General features: G+C 73.8%; 17 protein-coding genes. 2 read left to right on the forward strand and 15 right to left on the reverse strand.

Annotated elements, in window-relative coordinates; genetic code table 11:
* Window positions 1-77 precede the first annotated feature (77 nt).
* On the forward strand, window positions 78-785 hold the full coding sequence (locus BX286_RS16860) for a response regulator transcription factor (protein ID WP_079428015.1): 708 nt from the start codon (window positions 78-80) through the stop codon (window positions 783-785).
* A 51-nt stretch (window positions 786-836) separates the two neighbouring features.
* Here the strand turns inward: BX286_RS16860 and BX286_RS16865 are convergent, their stop codons facing one another.
* The 15 genes from BX286_RS16865 to BX286_RS16935 form a co-directional block, all read right to left on the reverse strand.
* The gene (locus BX286_RS16865) at window positions 837-1,451 is read right to left on the reverse strand and encodes a hypothetical protein (protein ID WP_079428017.1); all 615 of its coding nucleotides are present in this window, start codon (window positions 1,449-1,451) and stop codon (window positions 837-839) included.
* Between the two features lie 113 nt (window positions 1,452-1,564).
* The gene (locus tag BX286_RS16870) at window positions 1,565-2,980 is read right to left on the reverse strand and encodes a DUF6177 family protein (RefSeq protein ID WP_079428019.1); all 1,416 of its coding nucleotides are present in this window, start codon (window positions 2,978-2,980) and stop codon (window positions 1,565-1,567) included.
* Between the two features lie 117 nt (window positions 2,981-3,097).
* On the reverse strand, window positions 3,098-7,132 hold the full coding sequence (eccCb, locus tag BX286_RS16875) for a type VII secretion protein EccCb (protein WP_121015345.1): 4,035 nt from the start codon (window positions 7,130-7,132) through the stop codon (window positions 3,098-3,100).
* Window positions 7,129-8,715, reverse strand: a complete 1,587-nt coding sequence (locus BX286_RS16880; RefSeq protein ID WP_121015347.1) for a hypothetical protein — start codon at window positions 8,713-8,715, stop codon at window positions 7,129-7,131. Before BX286_RS16880 ends, eccCb begins: the two co-directional genes overlap by 4 nt.
* 16 nt (window positions 8,716-8,731) lie before the next feature.
* Window positions 8,732-10,072, reverse strand: coding sequence for a type VII secretion integral membrane protein EccD (eccD, locus tag BX286_RS16885; RefSeq protein ID WP_187344283.1), 1,341 nt, complete (start codon window positions 10,070-10,072; stop codon window positions 8,732-8,734).
* 22 nt (window positions 10,073-10,094) lie between these two features.
* Window positions 10,095-10,337: a hypothetical protein gene (locus BX286_RS16890; protein ID WP_079428026.1), complete on the reverse strand. Its 243-nt coding sequence runs from the start codon at window positions 10,335-10,337 to the stop codon at window positions 10,095-10,097.
* 141 nt (window positions 10,338-10,478) lie between these two features.
* Window positions 10,479-11,009, reverse strand: coding sequence for a hypothetical protein (locus BX286_RS16895; RefSeq protein WP_261993445.1), 531 nt, complete (start codon window positions 11,007-11,009; stop codon window positions 10,479-10,481).
* A 110-nt stretch (window positions 11,010-11,119) separates the two neighbouring features.
* Window positions 11,120-11,353, reverse strand: a complete 234-nt coding sequence (locus tag BX286_RS36600) for a hypothetical protein (RefSeq protein WP_100863438.1) — start codon at window positions 11,351-11,353, stop codon at window positions 11,120-11,122.
* 78 nt (window positions 11,354-11,431) lie between these two features.
* The gene (locus tag BX286_RS16905) at window positions 11,432-12,277 is read right to left on the reverse strand and encodes a hypothetical protein (protein ID WP_123995746.1); all 846 of its coding nucleotides are present in this window, start codon (window positions 12,275-12,277) and stop codon (window positions 11,432-11,434) included.
* A complete protein-coding gene (locus BX286_RS16910; RefSeq protein WP_100863437.1) occupies window positions 12,277-14,451 on the reverse strand; it encodes a hypothetical protein in 2,175 nt (724 codons plus the stop codon). The genes BX286_RS16905 and BX286_RS16910 overlap by 1 nt, the downstream gene beginning before the upstream one ends.
* Window positions 14,448-14,825 (reverse strand): DUF6507 family protein, encoded by a 378-nt coding sequence (locus tag BX286_RS16915; RefSeq protein ID WP_079428036.1) that lies wholly within the window; start codon window positions 14,823-14,825, stop codon window positions 14,448-14,450. Before BX286_RS16915 ends, BX286_RS16910 begins: the two co-directional genes overlap by 4 nt.
* A 45-nt stretch (window positions 14,826-14,870) precedes the next feature.
* Window positions 14,871-15,182 carry a pore-forming ESAT-6 family protein gene (locus tag BX286_RS16920; RefSeq protein WP_079428038.1) on the reverse strand — a complete coding sequence of 104 codons (312 nt, stop codon included), beginning with the start codon at window positions 15,180-15,182 and terminating at the stop codon, window positions 14,871-14,873.
* 21 nt (window positions 15,183-15,203) lie between these two features.
* Window positions 15,204-15,536: a hypothetical protein gene (locus BX286_RS16925; RefSeq protein ID WP_079428041.1), complete on the reverse strand. Its 333-nt coding sequence runs from the start codon at window positions 15,534-15,536 to the stop codon at window positions 15,204-15,206.
* Between the two features lie 124 nt (window positions 15,537-15,660).
* A complete protein-coding gene (locus BX286_RS16930; protein WP_121015351.1) occupies window positions 15,661-16,989 on the reverse strand; it encodes a PH domain-containing protein in 1,329 nt (442 codons plus the stop codon).
* Complete coding sequence (locus BX286_RS16935) at window positions 16,974-17,465, reverse strand: PH domain-containing protein (protein WP_079428046.1); 492 nt, start codon at window positions 17,463-17,465, stop codon at window positions 16,974-16,976. The genes BX286_RS16930 and BX286_RS16935 overlap by 16 nt, the downstream gene beginning before the upstream one ends.
* Window positions 17,466-17,496: 31 nt before the next feature.
* On the opposite strand from BX286_RS16935, the gene BX286_RS16940 reads away from it, so the two are divergent.
* Entirely contained in the window at window positions 17,497-18,639 is a 1,143-nt protein-coding gene (locus BX286_RS16940) for an NADH-quinone oxidoreductase subunit D (RefSeq protein ID WP_100863435.1), read from the forward strand.
* Window positions 18,640-18,664 lie beyond the last annotated feature (25 nt).

Consider the following 18,664-nt stretch of genomic DNA (forward strand, 5'->3'; position numbering starts at 1 on the left):
GCACCGCACACGAACGAGTGACCGAGCCCTCGCACGCGCGACAGCCCGCACCGTCATCGGCTGCGTACCCTGGCTGCATGACTGCCTCTCATGCAACCGCTTCGGGAAACTCCATCCGAGTGATGCTGGTCGACGATCAGGTGCTGCTGCGCACGGGCTTCCGTATGGTGCTCGCCGCCCAGCCGGACATGGAGGTCGTCGCGGAGGCCGGGGACGGCCTGGAGGCACTGGAGGTGCTGCGGGCCACGAAGGTGGACGTGGTGCTGATGGACGTGCGCATGCCCCGGCTGGACGGGGTGGAGGCGACGCGGCGGATCTGTGCGCCGGACGAGCACCCGAAGGTGATCATCCTGACCACCTTCGACCTGGACGAGTACGCCTTCTCCGGGCTGAAGGCGGGGGCGAGCGGCTTCATGCTGAAGGACGTCCCGCCCGCGGAGCTGCTGGCGGCGATCCGGTCGGTGCACAGCGGGGACGCGGTGGTGGCCCCGTCGACGACGCGGCGGCTGCTGGACCGGTTCGCGCCGATGCTGCCGACGACCGCGCAGGAGCCGGAGAACAAGGAGATCGAGCGGCTGACCGAGCGGGAGCGGGAGGTCATGCTGCTGGTGGCGCAGGGCCTGTCGAACGGGGAGATCGCGGGGCGGCTGGTGCTGTCGGAGGCGACGGTCAAGACGCACGTGGGCCGGATCCTGACGAAGCTGGGGCTGCGCGACCGGGTGCAGGTGGTGGTGCTGGCCTACGAGACGGGCCTGGTGCGGGCCGGGGGCGGCCCGCAGCTGTAGCCCGGCGGGCGCGGTGGGCGGGGCGGCGCGTGGCGGGCGCGGTGGGGCGGGCTAGCCGCGCCGGACGTACTCGCAGGTGTTCGGGACGAGGTGGTCCAAGGTGGCCTCGTCGGCCAGGAGGATGTCGAGGTCGGCGAGGCTCTCGCCGCAGTCGATCTTGTCGTAGCCGCCGTTGCGGCTGACGATCGTGTCGTTGCCGCCGCGCCCGTCGAAGGTGTTGGAGCCGGGTGCGGCGTTCCAGCCGTCGGAGTCGATGAGCCGGTCGGGGCCGCTGCCGCCGATGAGCACGTCGTCGCCCGGCCCGCCGGTCAGGTCAGCCGGGATGGACGTCTCGTTCCTGACCACGTCGTCCCGGTCGCCCAGCGAGGCCTGGAGGCGGGTGACGGCCGCCGAGTGTCCGCAGCGGATGATGTGCGGGTCGTTGTTGAACCGGGAGCAGCCGGAGCCCGGGACCATCCTGCTGGTCTTGTCCTCCACTTGGAGCCAGCCGCCGGGGGTGCTGAAGGTGACGGTGTTCGTCTCCCCGGGCTGCGCGGTGAAGACCACCTGGTTGTTGTCGCGGGACACGACCGCGGGGGCGGCGGAGGCCGGGCCGGCGAGGACCGTGGTGAGGGCGAGCGCGGCCACGGCGGGGGCGGCGAGGCGGGCCGGGCGGGAGAGGTGCATCGGCGCTGTCCTTCGGTTGCGGGGCGCGGACCGGATCGAGGGTCCGTCCCGTCCGGCCCTACCCCGAACAGCCGTCGGATTCATGTGTTCATAAGCGAGTTACCCCGGCCGGCCTACGGCAGCGGGGGGACCGCCGTGCGCAGGTGGGTCAGCAAGGTGGAAAGGGCCTCCCACGCCTCGGGGCCGGTGCCGTCGCCCAGCGGGTAGTGCAGGCCGGGCCTGCGCTCCGGGCCCACCTGTACGGGCTTGAGCGCGAGCGGGGGCCGCCGGGCCTGCGTGAGGGTGACCTCGGTGACGCCCCGGGCCCCCAGGGTGTAGGACACCGGTACGGCGGGGGCGGTGAAGCGGGGGGTCAGGCTCAGGTCGCGCCGGCCGGGACCCACCGAGACCAGCATGCTGACCAGGCCGTGCCCGCCGACCAGGGCCTCGGCCAGCTCCTCGACCGCGCCGAGCGGCACTTCCTCGGCCGGCCCGTACCCGAGGGACAGGGTGACGTCCTCCTCGACCCCGGTCGCGGTGCGGGTGACGCGGACGGTGGCCAGCGCGGGCCGCTCCGGCCGCCCGACGGCGGTGACGAGGGTGGGCTCGGGCATCCGGCTGCGGGCGAGGCCGGTGAACTGGCGCGGGGACCAGGGCAGGTTGACGGGTTCGGCGGTGCCCCAGCCGGCCGGGCCGGCGCCGGTGAGGGTCTGCCAGGCGGTCTCCAGCGCGCCGCCGAGCAGGGTGTCCGCCTCGGCGGGGTGCTCCGTGCGCAGGTGGACGGTCAGCCGCCGCTCCCCGGCCGCGGCGGCGGGCCGCTGGAAGGCTCCGGCGAGCCGGGCCTGGCCCTGTTCGTCGCGGGCGGGTGCGAAGGTGCCGTCCTGCCAGGCCAGTACGGCTCCGGAGAGGCCGTCGTAGTAGCCGCAGTCGGGGTCCTGGACCACCCACCGGTTCGGCGCGCCGGTCAGCACGGTGCGCAGCGGCAGGCTGAGCCGGCAGTGGGCGGGGGTGACGATGTGCAGGGCCGCGCCGAAGGCGGCCGTGGTGCGCAGGACGTCCGACAGCCAGGCGGTCAGCGGGACGACGGGCCGGTCGGCGAGGACGACGGCGGTGGATTCGGTGACCACGTCGACGGTGGGCAAGGCTCCGGCCGGTGCGGGCGCCGCCGAGGCCTCGGAGGTGACGGGCACGGTCGTGACCCGGCCGGCCCCCTCGGGCCAGACGGACCCGCCCAGGACCTCGGCGAGCCGTCCGGCGACGGCCCCGGCGAGCTCCGCCGCCTCGGGCACGGCCGTGGAGGCGCGGGTCTCGGTCCACCAGACGGGGGTTTCGGCCGGGGTGCCGAGGAGCCGCTGGGCCTCCCCGGGTACCTGGACGAGCACCGGCGCCTCGACCGAGACCAGGGGCCGGCCGCCCGCGCCGAGCAGCTGGACGACGGCCCCCTCGCCGGTGCTCGCCGCGTCCAGGTCGGCGCCGCCGGCCGCGAGGGCCACCAGCAGGGCGGCGGCGTCGGGCATCTTCGGGGTGAGGGCGATGACGTCCTTGGTCACGGTGTCGGGGCGCTTCCTGGTCGGCGGGGCTGGGGGGGCTGCCGGGTCTCCGTGGCGTCGTGGGGATCCGTGATCCGTCGGGCGTCGTGGGGATCCGTCAGGTATCGCGGGGATCCGTCAGGGGCTCCCCAGGGCGGTCTGGACGACCTGGTGGGGGCGGCCGCGCCGCACCAGCGTGCCCCGGCCGGGCGGCTGGGCGCTCGCGTACAGCTGCGGGAACAGCTGGCCCTCCGAGCGTTCGCCGTTCATGACGAGCGCGGCGGTGCCCGATTCGCGCAGGGTGGTCAGCAGCGGTTCGTACAGGGCCCGGGAGGAGCCGGCGACGCGGCGGGCGATGACGAAGTGCAGTCCGATGTCCTGGGCGGAGGGCAGGTACGGCACGAACGCCTGGAGCGGCTGCTGTCCGGCGGTGGTGAGGATGTCGTAGTCGTCGACGAGGACCACGATGCGCGGTCCGGCGAAGCCGGGGCCCTCGCCCGGATCGGCGTCGGGGTCGAGGCCGTCCTCGGGGAGCCGCTTGTCGAGTTCCTTGGCGATCCCGGCCGACAGCGCGGCGGCGATCTTCGCGTTGTGCGCGTAGCCGCCCCGGTAGGGCTCGGGAACCACGCCGCGCAGCCCGCGCCGGGGGTCGTAGACGGCGAAGACCAGTTCGTCCTCGCCGTAGCGGGCGATGAGCTGGCGGGCGACGAGGGCGAGGAGGTTGGTCTTGCCGCACTCGTTGTCGCCGAGGATCAGCAGGTGCTGGTCCTGGCCGAACAGGTCGAGGAGGACGGGCGCGAGGACGTCCTGGTCGACGCCGACGGGAATGCGGTGCGGTTCCTCGTCGGCGGAGGGCAGCCGGTCGGCGGGGAGCCGGGAGGGCAGGACGCGTACGGGGGAGGCGAGTTCGCCGTGCCAGGTGGCGCTGACGGTGCCGGCGGCCTCCTCCAGGGCGGCGGCCAGGTCGGTGGTGCCGTCGCGGGAGTCGATGCGCGGCAGCGCGGTCTGGGCGAAGAGCTTGCCGTCGGTGAGGACCCGGCCGGGGGTGTCCGCGGAGATGGTCGCGGACAGTTTGCGGTCGATGGCCGAGTCGGAGGGGTCGCCCAGGCGCAGTTCGACGCGGCCGCCGAAGAGCGACTGGTTGGCGATGCGGACGTCGTTCCAGCGCAGCATGCCGGCGACGACGTGGATGCCGTAGCCGCCGCCGCGCTTGAGCAGGTCGGTGACGGCGTCGTCGAGGGAGTCGAACTCCTCGCGCAGGGCCCCGTATCCGTCGACGAGCAGGACGATGTCGGTGGAGCGGAGCTCGGGCAGCAGGCCCTTGGCGCGCATCGCCCGGAGCTGGTCGACGGAGTCGATGGAGTGCTCGCGGAACAGCTGCTCGCGGACGGCGAGCATGGCCCGTACCTCGGCGACCGTGCGGGCGGCCCGCTCGCGGTCGGCGCGGCCGGCGATGCCGCCGACGTGCGGGAGTCCGGCGAGGGCGGCGAGGCCGCCGCCGGCCAGGTCGAGGCCGTATATCGCGACGTCCTGCGGGGTGTGGGTCAGGGCCAGGGAGAGGGCGAGGGTGCGCAGCAGGGTGGTCTTGCCGGACTGGGGACCGCCGGTGACGGCGGTGTGCCCGCCGGCGACGGTCAGGTCGAGTTCCCAGGGGCCGCGCCACTGCCGGGCCGGGTCGTCGAGCACGCCGAGCGGTACCCGCAGCGGGGCGCGGCGCGGCTTGTCGAGGGGGCCGGTGCCGCCGGGGCCGAGCCGGAGCCCGTGCTCGGTGACGGACAGGGGGCCGGCGGCGACGTCGAGGGGGATGGCGTCGGGCAGCGGGGGCAGCCAGATGCGGCGGACGGGCGGGGCGGCGTCGGCGAGCTGGTCGACGATGACGGAGAGCACGCTGGGCCCGGTCTCGCGGGCGGTGGCGGTGGGCTTCTCCTCGGCGGGCCCGGCGGGGCCGGTCTCGTCCTGGAGGGTGTTGAAGGTCGGGTAGGCCAGGGCGAGGGGGCCCTCTTCGGCGGCGCCGGGCCCGGCGGCCGGGCCCCGGTAGCGGCCGGAGACGTAGCCGGCCTTGAAGCGGGTGTAGGTGGAGGTGTCCACCTTGAGGTAGCCGAAGCCGGGCAGCGGCGGCAGCAGGAAGGCGTCGGTGGTGTCGAGGACGGTGCGGGACTCGTCGGCGGAGAAGGTGCGCAGGCCGAGCCGGTAGGAGAGGTAGGTGTCCAGGCCCTTGAGCTTGCCGCCCTCGATGCGCTGGCTGGAGAGCAGCAGGTGCACGCCGATGGAGCGGCCGATGCGGCCGATGGACAGGAACAGGTCGATGAAGTCGGGCTTGGCGGTGAGGAGTTCGCCGAACTCGTCGATGACGACGAACAGGTGCGGCAGCGCCTCCAGTTCGGGCTTCTCGGCGCGCAGGACCGCGTAGTGGCCGATGTCGGCTACGTTCCCGGCGTCCTTGAGGACCTGCTGGCGGCGCTTGACCTCGCCGGCGAGGCTGGTGTGGACCCGTTCGACCAGCCCGGCCTGGTTCTCCAGGTTGGTGATGACGCCGGCGACGTGCGGGAGCTTTTCGAAGGGGGCGAAGGTGGCGCCGCCCTTGTAGTCGACGAGGACCATGGCGAGGTCCTCGGGCGCGTGGGTGGCGACCAGGGCGAGGACGAGCGTGCGCAGCAGCTCGCTCTTGCCGGAGCCGGTCGCGCCGACGCACAGGCCGTGGGGGCCCATGCCGAGCTGGGAGGACTCCTTCAGGTCGAGGAGTACGGGGCCGTGGCGGTCGTCGATGCCGACGGGGACGCGCAGGAAGTCCCGCTCGCTGCGGGGCGCCCACAGCCGGTCCACGTCGAGCCGGGCCGGGTCGGTGATGCCGAGCAGGCCCATGAAGTCGACCGTGCCGGAGACGGGGGTGCCCTCGGCGACGGACTCGGCGGACAGCCGCAGCGGGGCGAGCATCCGGGCAAGGCCCTCGGCGGTGGCCGGGCCGAGGGCGTCGGTCAGGCCCTCGGCGGCGGGGGCCTGCGGGGTGCGCAGGTCGCGGACGGTGACGTGGCAGCCGTCGGGGCCGCCGGAGCCGGTGACGGTGATCCGTATCGCCACCTCGTCGGGTTCGTGGACCTGTTCGGCGAGGAGGTGGATGACGGTGGTGTTCATGTCGGCCAGGCCCACCGCGGTGTCGGGGCGGGGCAGTTCGACGGCGTTGCCCCCGTACTCGTCGCTGACGACGAGCAGCCGGCCGGCGAGCCGCAGGGCGCCCCGGTCGGACAGGCCGCGGCGCACCTCGGCGGCGTACGAGGCGCGGCGGCGCAGGTCGGGGGCGAGGACCCCGGCGGCGAGCTGGGGCAGGCTGGGGGCGATCCGTCGGGCGGCGACGGGCCCGTCCTGTTCCTGCTGGTCGAGGACGTGCGGCAGCCACTTGGCCCACTCCCAGTCGTCCAGCCGCTCCCCGGGCACGCCGAGGGCGATGGCCACGTCGTCGGGGGCGTGCAGGACGGCGGTGTGCGCGAGGAGGGCGCGGGCGACGCTCAGGACGCCTTCGCGGTCGCCGATGATGCTGACGTTCCCGGCCCGGTCGAGGGGGACGGTCAGCGGGAAGTCGCTGGCGCGGGCGAAGCGGGCCATGAGGGCGCCGGCCTCGTTGAGCATGAACCGGTCGGGCGGGGTGAGGACGTTCCCGGCGCCCGACGCGAGGGCGATCTCCTGGACGGCGACGGCCCCGGTGCCCAGGCGGGGGCACAGGAAGTCGGCGTCGGTGCGGCGGCGTTCCCACAGCCGCGCGGGGCTGCGTACGAGGTCGTAAAGGGCCTCCGGCGGCGGGTTGAGGCGGCGGGCCTCCTCGCGCAGCGCCTTCTCGCGGGCGCCCAGTTCCTCGCGCTGCTCCTCCAGGTACTCCAGGTAGCGCTCGCGCTGGGCGCGGCGGGTGCGCTGGGCCTTGCCGCGCTGGGACCAGAACAGGGCGATGGCGCCGATCAGCGCGAAGACCAGGACGATCGCGCCGACGGCGGCGAACTGGCTGTTGCGGACGACGGTCATCATCACGACCGAGCCCATGACGCCGGCCATCGGCAGCAGGGCGGTGGCCGGGCTGCCGATCTTCCCCTCGGGGAGGTTCGGCGGGGCTTCGACCAGGCGGGGTTCGCCGGGGGCGAGGGGCAGGGTGCCGCGGGCCGGGCGGTGGACGAGCTGCTGGGTCACCGGGCGCCGCCGGCCGCCGGGAGGGCCACGGCCCGCTGCAGGACCTCGGCGGCCAGCCGGACGGCGGCCTGCCGGGTGCCTTCGCCGAGGAGGTCGGTACGGACGGCGCCGCCGGAGGCGAGGTGGCGGTCGTAGGGCAGGACGACGACGCCGGCGCCGGTGGCGGCGAGCCTCTCGGTGGCCTTGGCGAGGTCGACGGCCGGGTGCGGGGACTGCACGGTGAGCACGACGACCGTGCGGGGCAGGACGGGCACGGGCAGGGAGGCGAGCCAGTCGAGGACGGCGTGGGTGGAGACGAGGCCCTCGGCGGTGGCGGGGGTGGTGAGGACGCGGGCGTGCGCGGTGTCGAGGGCGGTCCGGGCGACCTCGCCGGGAAGGGTCTCGCAGTCGACGACGGTGACGCCGAAGTAGCGGCGCAGGGCGACCATGACGGTCCGGTAGGTGGCGACGTCGACCTGGGCGCCGATGCGGCCCTGGCTGCCGGGCAGCAGCCAGCCGCCGTCGGGGAGCGGGACGAGGTAGCCGGTGATGTCGGTGAGCTGCATGGAGGGGCGGACGATCTGGGCGAGGTCGCCGCAGGTCCAGCGCAGGGACTCGACACCGAGCCGGACGGGCAGGGTGCCGAGGGCGGCGTCGGCCTCCAGGGTGAGCACCGGGTCGTGGCGGAAGTGGTTGTAGGTGCGGCTGAGGAGGGCGGTGACGGTGGTCTTGCCGGAGCCGCCGCGGATGCTGGTGACGACGATGTGCCGCCCGGTGGTGACGGGCTGCTGCACCTGAGCGGCGAGCCCGGTCTCGGCGGCGACGGCCTTGGCGGCGGAGGACCCGAGGGCCCCGCGCAGGGTCCGCAGGGTGCGCCGCATCAGGGGGTCCCCGTGCCGGGGCCGCCCGAGGGGCGCGCCGGCCCCGAGGACGGGCACGGTCTCGGGTGCGGCCCGGCGGCTGGGGCGGGGCTGCGGCTGGGGCTGCTGGTGACGCGGCCCGGGGACGGGCGCTGCGGCCTCCTCCCACGGCCCGGCACCGGCGGCGGACGGCGCGTACGCCTGGCCGGGGGCCGGGTACGCCTCGCCCGGCCGGGGGCCCTGGCCGGGACCCGCCTGCGGGACGGGCCCGCCAGGCGCCGGATACGGCCGGCCGGCGGATGCCGGGAAGGCCTCGCCCGGGCGGGGGCCCTGGCCGGGGGCCGGGTACGCCTCGCCCGGCCGGGGGCCCTGGCCGGGACCCGCCTGCGGGACGGGCCCGCCGGGCGCCGGATACGGCCGGCCGGCGGACGCCGGGAAGGCCTCGCCCGGGCGGGGGCCCTGGCCGGGGGCCGGGGCGCCCGGGCGGGGGCCCTGGCCGGGACCCCGGTCCGCGACCGCCCCGCCGGGGGCCTCGTACGCCTGGCCGGGGGCGGGGCCGCCCGAGGCCGGGAAGGCATCGGCCTGAGCCGGGTGGCCGGTCTGCGGCGGTACGGGGGCGGCGGGCGGGGCGGTCTCCGTCCAGCGGCCGTCACCGGTCGGCGGGGTCGCGGCGGAGGGGCCCGTGCCCGTCAGTTCGCCAAGAACGCCGGCCTGCCAGTCGTCCTGGCGGTTCGTGTCTGACATGTCTGAGTCGCAACCCCTACGCGAAGGTGCCGAGCAGCCGCCCGTACACGCCGAACACCCCGATGAGCAGCGGGAACAGCACGATGACCCCGAAGGACTCCGCGGCGTCCCCGAACCGGCGCAGCCGGACCCGTACGTGCTCGGGCGGCTGGACGGCCAGCACCCCGAGCGCCGCCAGGGCCAGCGCCAGCAGCACGGCCAGCGGCCCGGCCGCACCGGCCCGCCCGGCCCACACCAGCAGGGCGGCCACGGTGACGGCGGCCCCCGCCAGCAGCAGCGCGACCACCTCCACGACCAGCGGGAACGCCCGCGCGCGCAGCCACAGCACGGCGGCGACCGCCGAGGCGAGGGAGACCGTCCAGACGTCGGGTTCCGTCAGCGCGAGGACCCCGGCCGCTCCCGCCGAGACGGCGGTGGCGAGGGTGGCCAGGGCCATGCCCCGGTGGGTGGCGCCGAGGGCGGTGGCGACCTTGTACCGGCTGACGGAGGCCCCGCGGGCCCGCTGGTCGTCGAGCCCGGTGAGCCCGGCCGCGGCCAGCGCGAGCCTCGGCAGCAGTCCGAGCAGGACGACGCAGACCACGGCGAGCACGGCTCCGGTACGGGCGCCCGCGTGCCCCTGGACCAGGGCCACGCCCTCCCAGATCACGGTCAGCCCGGCCACCGCGGCGGCCCCGACGAACCCGCCCCGCCCCAGCCGCGTGAACCACCCCAGCAGCACGAGCCCCACGGCCAGCGCGAGCGCCACGGCACCCAGCCGGCCCATGGCCCCCCAGTGCTGCGCGTCGCCCAGGGTCCACGCCCCGAGCACCCCGACGGTGCCGGCGGTCGCGAGCAGCGCGGCGGCGAGCCCGGAGCCCTTCATCCGGCCCGCGACGGCCCCGGCGATCCCGCACCCGGCGGCGGTCGCCAGCAGCACCCCGGCGACGGTGCCCGGCGCGAACGCGGCCCGGGCGAACCAGCCGGCGACCAGGGCCCACAGCACCATCCCGGCCCCGGCGGTGACCCGCCGCGCGGACGGCCGCCAGCGCCAGGCCCGTACGTCCAGGTCCTCGGCGGCCTCGTCGGTGACGTCGTGCACCACGGGCGCGGACGGCACGTCCTGCACCCGCACGAGCCGCAGGACGGCCCCGTCGGCGACGCCCGCGTCCTCCAGCGAGACCCCGTGCTCCAGTACGGACCCGTCGGCCGTGACCAGATGACGCAGCATCGGCTGCGCGGCCACCCGGTCGTCCAGCATCCGTATGACGTCGGGCAACAGCCGCCCGACAGGCTCCTGGGAGGGCAGGACGAGATCCATCCGCCGCCGCTCACCGACCAGGGTGATCCGGCTGAGTGCTGTACCGCTTCCCGCCCCCATGCTCACCACGCGCTCGAACCTATCACCGAGTACGGACCTGCCCCGGCGTTCCGACCTTGCCGATCAGCCGGTGCGAGACGAACGACCAGCCGACGCAGCCGGCGCACAGCACGGCCGCGATCACCAGCCCGGCGACGGCCTTGCCGATCCGCTCGTCGGCCACCCGCCGGCCCCGCTGGGCCCCGAACAGCACGGCGTCCCGCAGCCTGCGCCGCCGCACCGCGACGGACTCCAGCAACTGGCTGTCGTAATCCTCAGCCGCCACCCCGGCCTCCCTTCTCCCTGTCGGCCCCGAACGCTAGTAGGCCCCTGGCGACGGCGAAACCCGCTCCTCCGGCTACGCCGCACGGCCGGCTACAGCAAGTCGGTGAGATCGGGGCCCCGGCCGTCGACGAGTTCCGCGTCCTCAAGCCCGAGCCTTGGCCATGCCGAAATAGCCGGGTTCCCCCGGCTCGGCCTCGACCCCCAGCAACGCGTCGAGCTCCCGCAGCGCCGCGGCGAGGCGGGGAGCGTTGCGCGCGTGCACGGCGGGATGCGGATTGCCGCGGAAGTCGCAGGTGGCCCACACGTCATGGTGCACGGACACCTCCGCCGACGGTCCGATGGCGTCCGGCGACACCAGGAGCTCGACCAGGCGCTCCTCCCGGCGGGCGGTCCCCTCGGCGTCGAACCACACGCCCGTTCCGACCACGACGAACCCCGTCATCTCCGCGCGGGGGTGCCCGACCGGCCGACAGCCGCGGATCTCGTCCGCGAGCTTCTCATCACCCAGGGACCTGCTGACGAGGCTCAGCCCGCTGTCGATGCCGAGACCGCCCTTGCCGACCTCGAACCAGCTCCACTCCAGGGCGTGTGGATCGAGCAGACCGTGTGCGGACAGGACGGCGGACATCCGTGCGGCCGTCGCGAGCGCCGGCTCCAGTCCGGGCTCGATCACGTCGGGCCTCCGTGACGTCGGCTTCGCGTTCGGGCGCCATCTTGCCCAAGGGCCGCTGCGCGATCTTGTCGCCGTCCAAGTGGACAGGCGGGTTGTCGGGGTCGGCACCCTCAGTACCTCCCGGAGAGGTCCTCGAGCGCGTCCAGCGAGGCCGCCTCGTGCACGACCGCCCCGACGGACGCGCCGTCCCCGGTCCTGCCGAGGCAGCCCTCCAGCGCCTCCAACGCCCCGCAGGGCCGCCCGGAACCACAACAGCCACGGCACGCCCGCCCCGAAGGCGGCGCGGCGTCGAGCACGGGGGAGGGCTCCCAGAACCACTCCCCCACCGGCTCGGTCGTGATCACGGACCCTCCCCATCGGCGTGGCCGGTCTGAACGGCGCTCCCTGCCCGGCCACGCACGTCACACCTCAAGCGCCTCGGCTCAGCTCCACGGCAGGGTCGCCGGGCGGCGATGCCAGTACCACGCCGCCGAGGCGAAGTCCCCGGCGTCCTTTTCGAGAGCGCCGGCGAGCGCGCGGCCCCCGTCCTCTGCCGTGTGCTCCCGGAACGCCGCGTCCAGGGACTCCACCGCGACGACCACGGACGCCCGCTCGTCGGCGACGAGCCCCTCGATCACCGCGCTCAGCCGATCGCGGTTCTCCAGGTCCTCCCGGTACATGTCGGCCCCGTACCAGCCCGCAGGCGGCCAGCCGGTGGCCATCCGCGAGATGAGCGCCTCCCACAGCCACACGAGCGTCCGCGCCTCACCAGCCGGGCTGTGCCGGTCCGCATCGGGCAGAAGAGCGTCCGCCACCGGCGTGGAAACCGGAAGCTCCCGCGCGACCTCGGGGAGTCCCGCAACCACCGCGTGGGGGAACCCGGCCACGGCCACCTGGGTGGTCGAGACCGTGCAGCCGGCCTCCTCACCCTCCAGCTCCTCGACGCGGGCGAACGTGGTGAGACCCTCGGGCGTCACGACCCGGTGGATCGACGGAGCTCTGCCCCAGGACACCAGCACCGGCGTGGCCAACGCGCGCGCCAGCGCGGCGGCGAGATCCTCCTCCGCGGGCTGGTCGGGCACCTCCTCCGCCCCGTACACGCTCAGCTGACCCGGCAGGTCACCCGGCAGGAGCTCGTAGTCACAGGTGACGGTCGCGTCCCAGTTCCGGTCGTCCATCTCACTGGCCGGGGAGACGTCCACCGACTGCAGGGGCACCCGGAAGGTCTCCGCGAGCACACGGGCGACCACTTCCGGCTCCGGTGCCGCTGCGGTCAAGAATCCGTACATCACCCGTAGTACTCCCTGTAGAGGTCGATCATCCGCTGAACCTTCTCCGGATTCTCCTTGAACTTCGGCGCGTTCTTGAACATCTTGTCGACCTTGCTCAGGTCTCCGTCCGCCCTCATGATCGCCTTCATCGCCTCGAACTCCACGCGGTCGAGGTTGATGAGTCCGGGACCCGACACGGGGAAGGTACGCCCGGTCTGTTCCACACCGTAGCTGCGCCCGTTGACCGTGTAGGTCTGCTTCACCGGGTCGAAGTCGGCGCGTCCGGCCGCGATCTCCGCGATGTCCTGCCTGACCAGTTCCTTGGTCTCCGGCAGGATGATGGTGTTCTTCGTGTCCACCTGACCGCCCCTGATGCCGCTCAGGTTGTGGCGGGAGTTGGGGTACATCAGGTTCTTGCCCTTGGCCGTACCGACGATGTCGTCGCCGGCCGGCCAGGACTCCTCCGGCTTCCTCACCTTGGCGGGGGGCTCGGCCTCGCCGCCGGGGCTTCCGCCGCCGGGGCTCCCGCCGCCGGGCGTGCCCGTCCCACCGTGATCGCCCTGGTGCGGGACGGTCGGACCGTCACCGTGACCGCCACCGGTGGAGTGGGTGTCGCCGTGACCGTCGCCGGTGGTGGGGGTGTTGTCGGTGGTGTGGTGGCCCCCCGTGGTGCCGCCGGGTTCGGTGTGGCTGTTGTGCGGGGTGTGGTCGACGGTGCCGCCCGGGGTGTGGTCGACGGTGCCGCCGGGGGTGTGGGTGGTGGCCTCGGCGGTGTGGGACGGGCCGCCGACGGTGACTTCCTGGTGCTTGGGTGCGCCGACCGTGACTTCCTGGTGCTTGGGGATTTCGGCCAGGGGGTGGTCGGGGCCCTTGGGAACCGAGGTGAGGTCCTGCTTCGGGAGGCCCTGGTGGTCCAGGAGCTGGTGGGTGGTCTTGTCGTAGAACTGGGGGCGGCCGAGCGCGTCGTCCGGGAGGCGGACGGTGTCTTCGGGGTGGGGGAACGTGATCCCGGGCATGTCGGCCTTGGGCAGGTCCTTCCACACCACGTCGGTGATCTTCGGGAACGCCCCGTCGACCTTGCCGAAGTTCGCGAACAGGTCCCCGACCTTGACCTTGGCCAGGGAGCCGGCCTTGCCGATGTAGGTCATCGGGTCGATCAGCCGCCCGGCCTTCCCGGCCACGCTGATGACCTTCGCGACCGTGCCCGCCTTCGCGGCGGTACCGGCGCCGCCGGTGAAGACGGTGGTCAGGACGTTGAAGGTGACCGCGCCGGCCGCGCGGGCGGGGTTCTTGCCCCACTCGTCCCAGGCGACCAGGGCCTTGCCGGTTTCCTTCACCGCCGTGCGCGAGTCACGGATCCAGCCGGGGAGGTCCTTGTCGTCGGCGAGCCAGAACGCCGTGCCGACGCCGGGGATGGAGGCGATCGCCAGACCGGTGGCCAGCTTGGCCAGACCCGTCCAGGCCTGCCCGGCCTTGTCCCAGCCGTCCACACCCACCAGCGTGCCCAGGCCCCGGATGGTGCCCCAGATCCCGTCGACGATCAGACCGTCCCACACGAACGACTTGACCCAGTAGCCGATCTCCCACGCCCGGTGGGTCTCCTCCAGCTGCGAACCCCACGGCAGGTCCTGGGCCTTGTTGAGGTCCTCGCCCTTGTAGCCGTACATGTTGGCCCCGTGCGACCCGTCGTCCGCGACCAGCGGCGCGGCGCAGTACAGGGCGCGGATCTTGTTCGCGCAGGTGCGTTCGGCCGCCCAGAACGCGGAGACCGCGGCGTTGACGTCGTGGATCAGATCGTTGTTCTCATCGATCTTGTCCCCGTCGTCCTTCCAGTGCGCATCCCCGCTGATCTTGCTGCTGAACGTGGTCGCCTTCGCCTGGAGTTCCTTCAGCCGCGCCACGATCGGCCGGGCCTCGGTGATGTACTCGCCCAGCGCTTTGGCGGCCGATTCCAGCTGGTCGGCGAAGAAGTCACTGTCGGTCTTGACCGGCTTGGTCGTCGCGAACAGCTTCTCCGCCTCCGGGGCGGAGTAGAACGCGGACAGGCCCTGGAACTCGGAGTCCACGTTCGACCCGGCGTCACGGAACGTCCCGGCCGCCGTGGCGATCGCCGTCTTGTTCTTCTCCAGCTCGTCCAGGTCACCCGTGAACAGCGGAATCGTGCACGGATTGATCGGTACGTGGTCGGTCACTTCTTCTCCGCCCCCGGAAGGTCGACCTTCGGCTCCTTCAGCGCCTCGCGCTGGGCGTTCTCCGCCTGCTCGATGTTGCCGTGGACGTACGCCGTCGTGGCCTTGATGGCCCCGTTGAGGGAGGCCTCCGTGCGGGCCGAGATGAAGCCCAGCCGCTGTTGGTGGGAGGCCATGAGCTCGCCCAGCGCGCCGGCGATGGGGCCCATGCCGCCGCTCTCGCCGGCGCCTCCGCCGGGGGTGACGGTACCGGCGTGCTTGGCCGCCTCCGGCAGCTCCTTCTGGAGCGACGTGCCCGCCTTCTGGAAGCCCTCGGCGGCGGTGATCGTCTTGTTGACGACGCCCTGCACGCCGGACGGTTTGATGTCCCAGTCCATGACCTACCCCCGTGTCCCGTGTCCCTGCTTCCGTTCCGGGCGGCGTCAGCCGATGTTGTCGACCGCCGCCTTGGCCTTCGCGAGCGTCGCCTGCGCGGTGGCGTCGTTCTGCTCCAGCGTGGTGCGCACGAGGCGGATGATGTCGCGCACCTCGTTGGCAGCCTTGTGCCAGCGGAGTTCCTTGCCGTGGTACTCGTCCGAGACGCCGTCGGCCTTGAACTCGGCCATCGCCGCCTTCACCGCCGTCTCACGCTCGCCGAGCACCCGCTCCAGCTGGCCGATGATCGCGCCGAGGCCACCCTGGACCTCCACGGAGGCGCCGACGTCGTACGAGGTGCGGTCCTGGTTCTGTCCCATGTCTCCTCGATCCCCCGGGTTTCAGCGGGCGCCGAAACGGGCTGCGTCGAAGTTGGCGGAGCCCATGTTCTGGTGGGCGTTGTCACCCTGCTCCTGGTCACCGGCGGTGAAGGAGGTGTCCATGCCGCGCTGGCCGCCGAGGATGGCGCGCAGCGAGCCGTTCAGCTCCGCGGTGATGGCGTCCGAGCGCCGCTTGAACGAGTCGAACGCGGTCCGGCCGACCCCGTTGAACTTGCCCTCCAGCGGGTCGGCGGCCGCGATCAGCAGCTTGATCAGAGTGCCGAGGTCGTCGCTGGAGCCGCTCGTGGCCTTGCCCAGCTCGGACAGCGTCGTGCTGCCCATGTCGAACTTCATTCGCCCACCCCTGACGTGTTGAGCCGTCACTTGCGTGCATCCCTGTCTACCGAAGGGACGTTGCGAACACAAACACGGTTTCAGCTGGCCGGAACCTCTGGCCGAAAATCGACTCGGCGGCGTTTCACGCCATCCAGCGGTCGGGTCTCGCCGTCGCACGGGAGGTGCGGGAACGGTTCGCCTGGGCGTACAGCAGTGCCCCGGCCTCGTCCGCCGCGCGCAGCCGGGCGGTGACGGTGTTGCCGGCGCCGGTGTCCACGTGCACGTCAGCCACCCCGCGCATCCGCTCCCAGGGACCCTGCGTACGGCGCACGCTCTGCACTTTCGCATGCGGAACGATCTCCGTACGCCGGCAAAGCCGCCCGCGCCGGGCCGCGAAGAGCTCCTGCGAGACGGCCAGCCCGTACCCCTTCCACCACACCGGAACCACCCACCGCGCCCCGCGGCGCGGGGACGGCGCGAAGGCCAGGGCCGCCGGGTCCGCATCCGGCAGCACGCGGGCGATCAGGGCGTGGGCGGCCTCCCGGCCGGCGACCGGGACCAGGATCCCGTTCTTGGAGCCCGCCACGTTCAGCTCCACCCGCACCCAGCCGCGCCGCCGCCACAGCAGCGGCTCCACGATCCGCACGGTCTGCACGCGTCCCGGCGGGACGGTCTCGTGGGCCCGGTCGAGCAGCCCGTGGTCCAGGCGCAGCCCGTCAGGGGACTCGGCGACCCGCCAGTCGTACCCGGCGAGGAAGCGGGCCGCGCTGCCCTTCCAGCCGGCGCCCAGCAGCGGCAGCAGGGCGACCAGGGTCGCCCAGGGGTTGGAGCTGAGGGTCCACACGAGCACCGGGCCGCCGAGCCCGGCGGCGATGGCGGCCCACGCGTCGAGGCTGAGCAGCAGGGAGACCACCAGGTCCCGGACCGGGACCCGCAGCAGTTCCCGCTCGGGGGCCTCGCCGAGGGCGGTGGCCTCGGCGGGGGCGAAGCCGGCGGCCCGGGCCAGCAGCTCGGCGCGCAGGGCGACGGCGTCGCGCTCGGCGAGGAAGGCCAGCTCGTCCTTGTCCTCGGTGCCGATGACGTCGATGCGCAGCGCGGCGACCCCGGCCACCCGGGCCAGCAGCGGCCGGGTGACGTCGATGGCCTGGACGCGGTCGAGGCGGATGTGGGCGGTGCGCCGGAAGAGCAGGCCGGTGCGGATGCGCAGCTCGGTGTCGGTGACGGCGTAGTGGGTGAACCACCAGCTGAGGAAGCCGTACGTGCCGAAGACGAGGACCAGCCCGGCCAGGACCGCCAGGCGCAGCCACACGGGCAGGGCCAGCGCCCACTCCTGGGCCCGTTCGCCCTGCTGGGCGACGAGGCCGGCGGTGGCGCCGACCGGCACCCAGGCCCGCCGCAGCGGGGTCAGGACGTGCAGCCGCCGTTCGGTGCCCGGCGGGGGCGGGGTGGGGCCGGTCACAGGCCGGCCGATCGGGCCTCACCGAGCTCCGCCAGCCGGTCCCGGAGGCGCTGCGCCTCGTCCGGGGCCAGGCCCGGGATCTTGGCGTCGGTGGCCGCGGCGGCCGTGTGCAGCTGGACGGAGGCCAGCCCGAAGCGGCGCTCCAGCGGGCCCGAGGTCACCTCGACCAGCTGCATCCGTCCGTACGGGACGACCGTCTCCTCCCGCCAGAGCACCCCCCGGCTGATCAGCAGGTCGTCGGCGCGTTCGGCGTAGCGCCAGGAGCGCCAGTTCCGCCCGAGCAGCACCCAGCCCCAGACCAGCGGCAGCAGCCATATCGCGCCGAAGGCCGCCCATCCCGCTCCGGCGAACAGCCCCAGCGGGAGGGCGGTCGCCGACGCGAGCACGGCCGTCCACACCACCAGCAGCAGCCTCCGGAGGGACAGGAGCCCACCCGGCAGTGCGGCCCATGCGGGCCGGTCCGTCTCACCCGTCGTCCCCGTTTCCATGGCCCCAGCGTAGGGCTGCGACAATGCGCCCATGACGGAGACCACGGTCGGCATCGGCGGCGCGGCGGAGAGCACCGACATGGTGCTCAACATCGGGCCTCAGCACCCTTCCACCCACGGCGTGCTGCGGCTGCGGCTCGTCCTGGACGGCGAGCGCATCGCCAGTGCGGAGCCCGTGGTCGGCTACATGCACCGTGGCGCGGAGAAGCTGTTCGAGGCCCGTGACTACCGCCAGATCGTCATGCTCGCCAACCGCCACGACTGGCTGTCCGCGTTCTCCAACGAACTCGGCGTGGTCATGGCCGTCGAGCGGATGCTGGGCATGGAGGTCCCCGAGCGGGCGGTGTGGATGCGCACGCTCCTCGCCGAGCTGAACCGGGTCCTGAACCATCTGATGTTCCTCGGGTCCTACCCCCTGGAGCTGGGCGGCATCACCCCGATCTTCCATGCGTTCCGGGAGCGCGAGGAGCTCCAGGCCGTCATGGAGGAGATCTCCGGCGGCCGCATGCACTACATGTTCAACCGGGTCGGCGGCCTGAAGGAGGACCTGCCGGCCGGCTGGCTCGGCCGGGCCCGGGCGGCGATCGCCGACGTCCGCACCCGGATGGACGTCTACGACAAGCTGGTCCACGGCAACGAGATCTTCCGCGGCCGCACCCGCGGCATCGGCGTCCTGTCGGCGGAGGCGGTGCACGCGTACGGGGTCTCCGGCCCGATCGCGCGCGCCTCCGGCGTGGACTTCGACCTGCGCCGCGACGAGCCGTACCTGGCGTACGGGGAGCTCCAGGACGTCCTGAAGGTGGTCACCCGGACCGAGGGCGACTGCCTGGCCCGCTTCGAGGTGCTCCTCGACCAGACCCACAACGCCCTGGACCTGGCGGTGGCCTGCCTGGACCGGATGGCGCAGCTGCCGCCGGGGCCGGTCAACCAGCGGCTGCCGAAGGTGCTGAAGGCACCCGAGGGCAGCACGTACGCCTGGACGGAGAACCCGCTCGGCATCAACGGCTACTACCTCGTCTCCAAGGGCGAGAAGACCCCGTACCGGCTGAAGCTGCGCAGCGCCTCCTTCAACAACATCCAGGCCCTGGCGGTGCTGCTGCCGGGCCAGCTGGTCGCGGACATGGTGTCGATCCTGGGCTCGCTGTTCTTCGTGGTCGGCGACATCGACAAGTAGGCCGGCGGCCCGGACCTGACGGTCG

The organism is Streptomyces sp. 3211.6, assembly GCF_003634815.1.
In the GTDB taxonomy this organism is placed as follows: Bacteria; Actinomycetota; Actinomycetes; order Streptomycetales; family Streptomycetaceae; genus Streptomyces; species Streptomyces katrae_A.

What these genes read in the sequence shown, in the direction of transcription:
- BX286_RS16860 (WP_079428015.1), top strand. Translation starts at nt 78, where the DNA reads ATGACTGCCTCTCATGCAACCGCTTCGGGAAACTCCATCCGAGTGATG.
- BX286_RS16865 (WP_079428017.1), bottom strand. Translation starts at nt 1,451, where the DNA reads ATGCACCTCTCCCGCCCGGCCCGCCTCGCCGCCCCCGCCGTGGCCGCG.
- BX286_RS16880 (WP_121015347.1), bottom strand. Translation starts at nt 8,715, where the DNA reads ATGTCAGACACGAACCGCCAGGACGACTGGCAGGCCGGCGTTCTTGGC.
- eccD (WP_187344283.1), bottom strand. Translation starts at nt 10,072, where the DNA reads ATGGGGGCGGGAAGCGGTACAGCACTCAGCCGGATCACCCTGGTCGGT.
- BX286_RS16905 (WP_123995746.1), bottom strand. Translation starts at nt 12,277, where the DNA reads ATGTACGGATTCTTGACCGCAGCGGCACCGGAGCCGGAAGTGGTCGCC.
- BX286_RS16915 (WP_079428036.1), bottom strand. Translation starts at nt 14,825, where the DNA reads ATGGACTGGGACATCAAACCGTCCGGCGTGCAGGGCGTCGTCAACAAG.
- BX286_RS16920 (WP_079428038.1), bottom strand. Translation starts at nt 15,182, where the DNA reads ATGGGACAGAACCAGGACCGCACCTCGTACGACGTCGGCGCCTCCGTG.
- BX286_RS16925 (WP_079428041.1), bottom strand. Translation starts at nt 15,536, where the DNA reads ATGAAGTTCGACATGGGCAGCACGACGCTGTCCGAGCTGGGCAAGGCC.
- BX286_RS16935 (WP_079428046.1), bottom strand. Translation starts at nt 17,465, where the DNA reads ATGGAAACGGGGACGACGGGTGAGACGGACCGGCCCGCATGGGCCGCA.
- BX286_RS16940 (WP_100863435.1), top strand. Translation starts at nt 17,497, where the DNA reads ATGACGGAGACCACGGTCGGCATCGGCGGCGCGGCGGAGAGCACCGAC.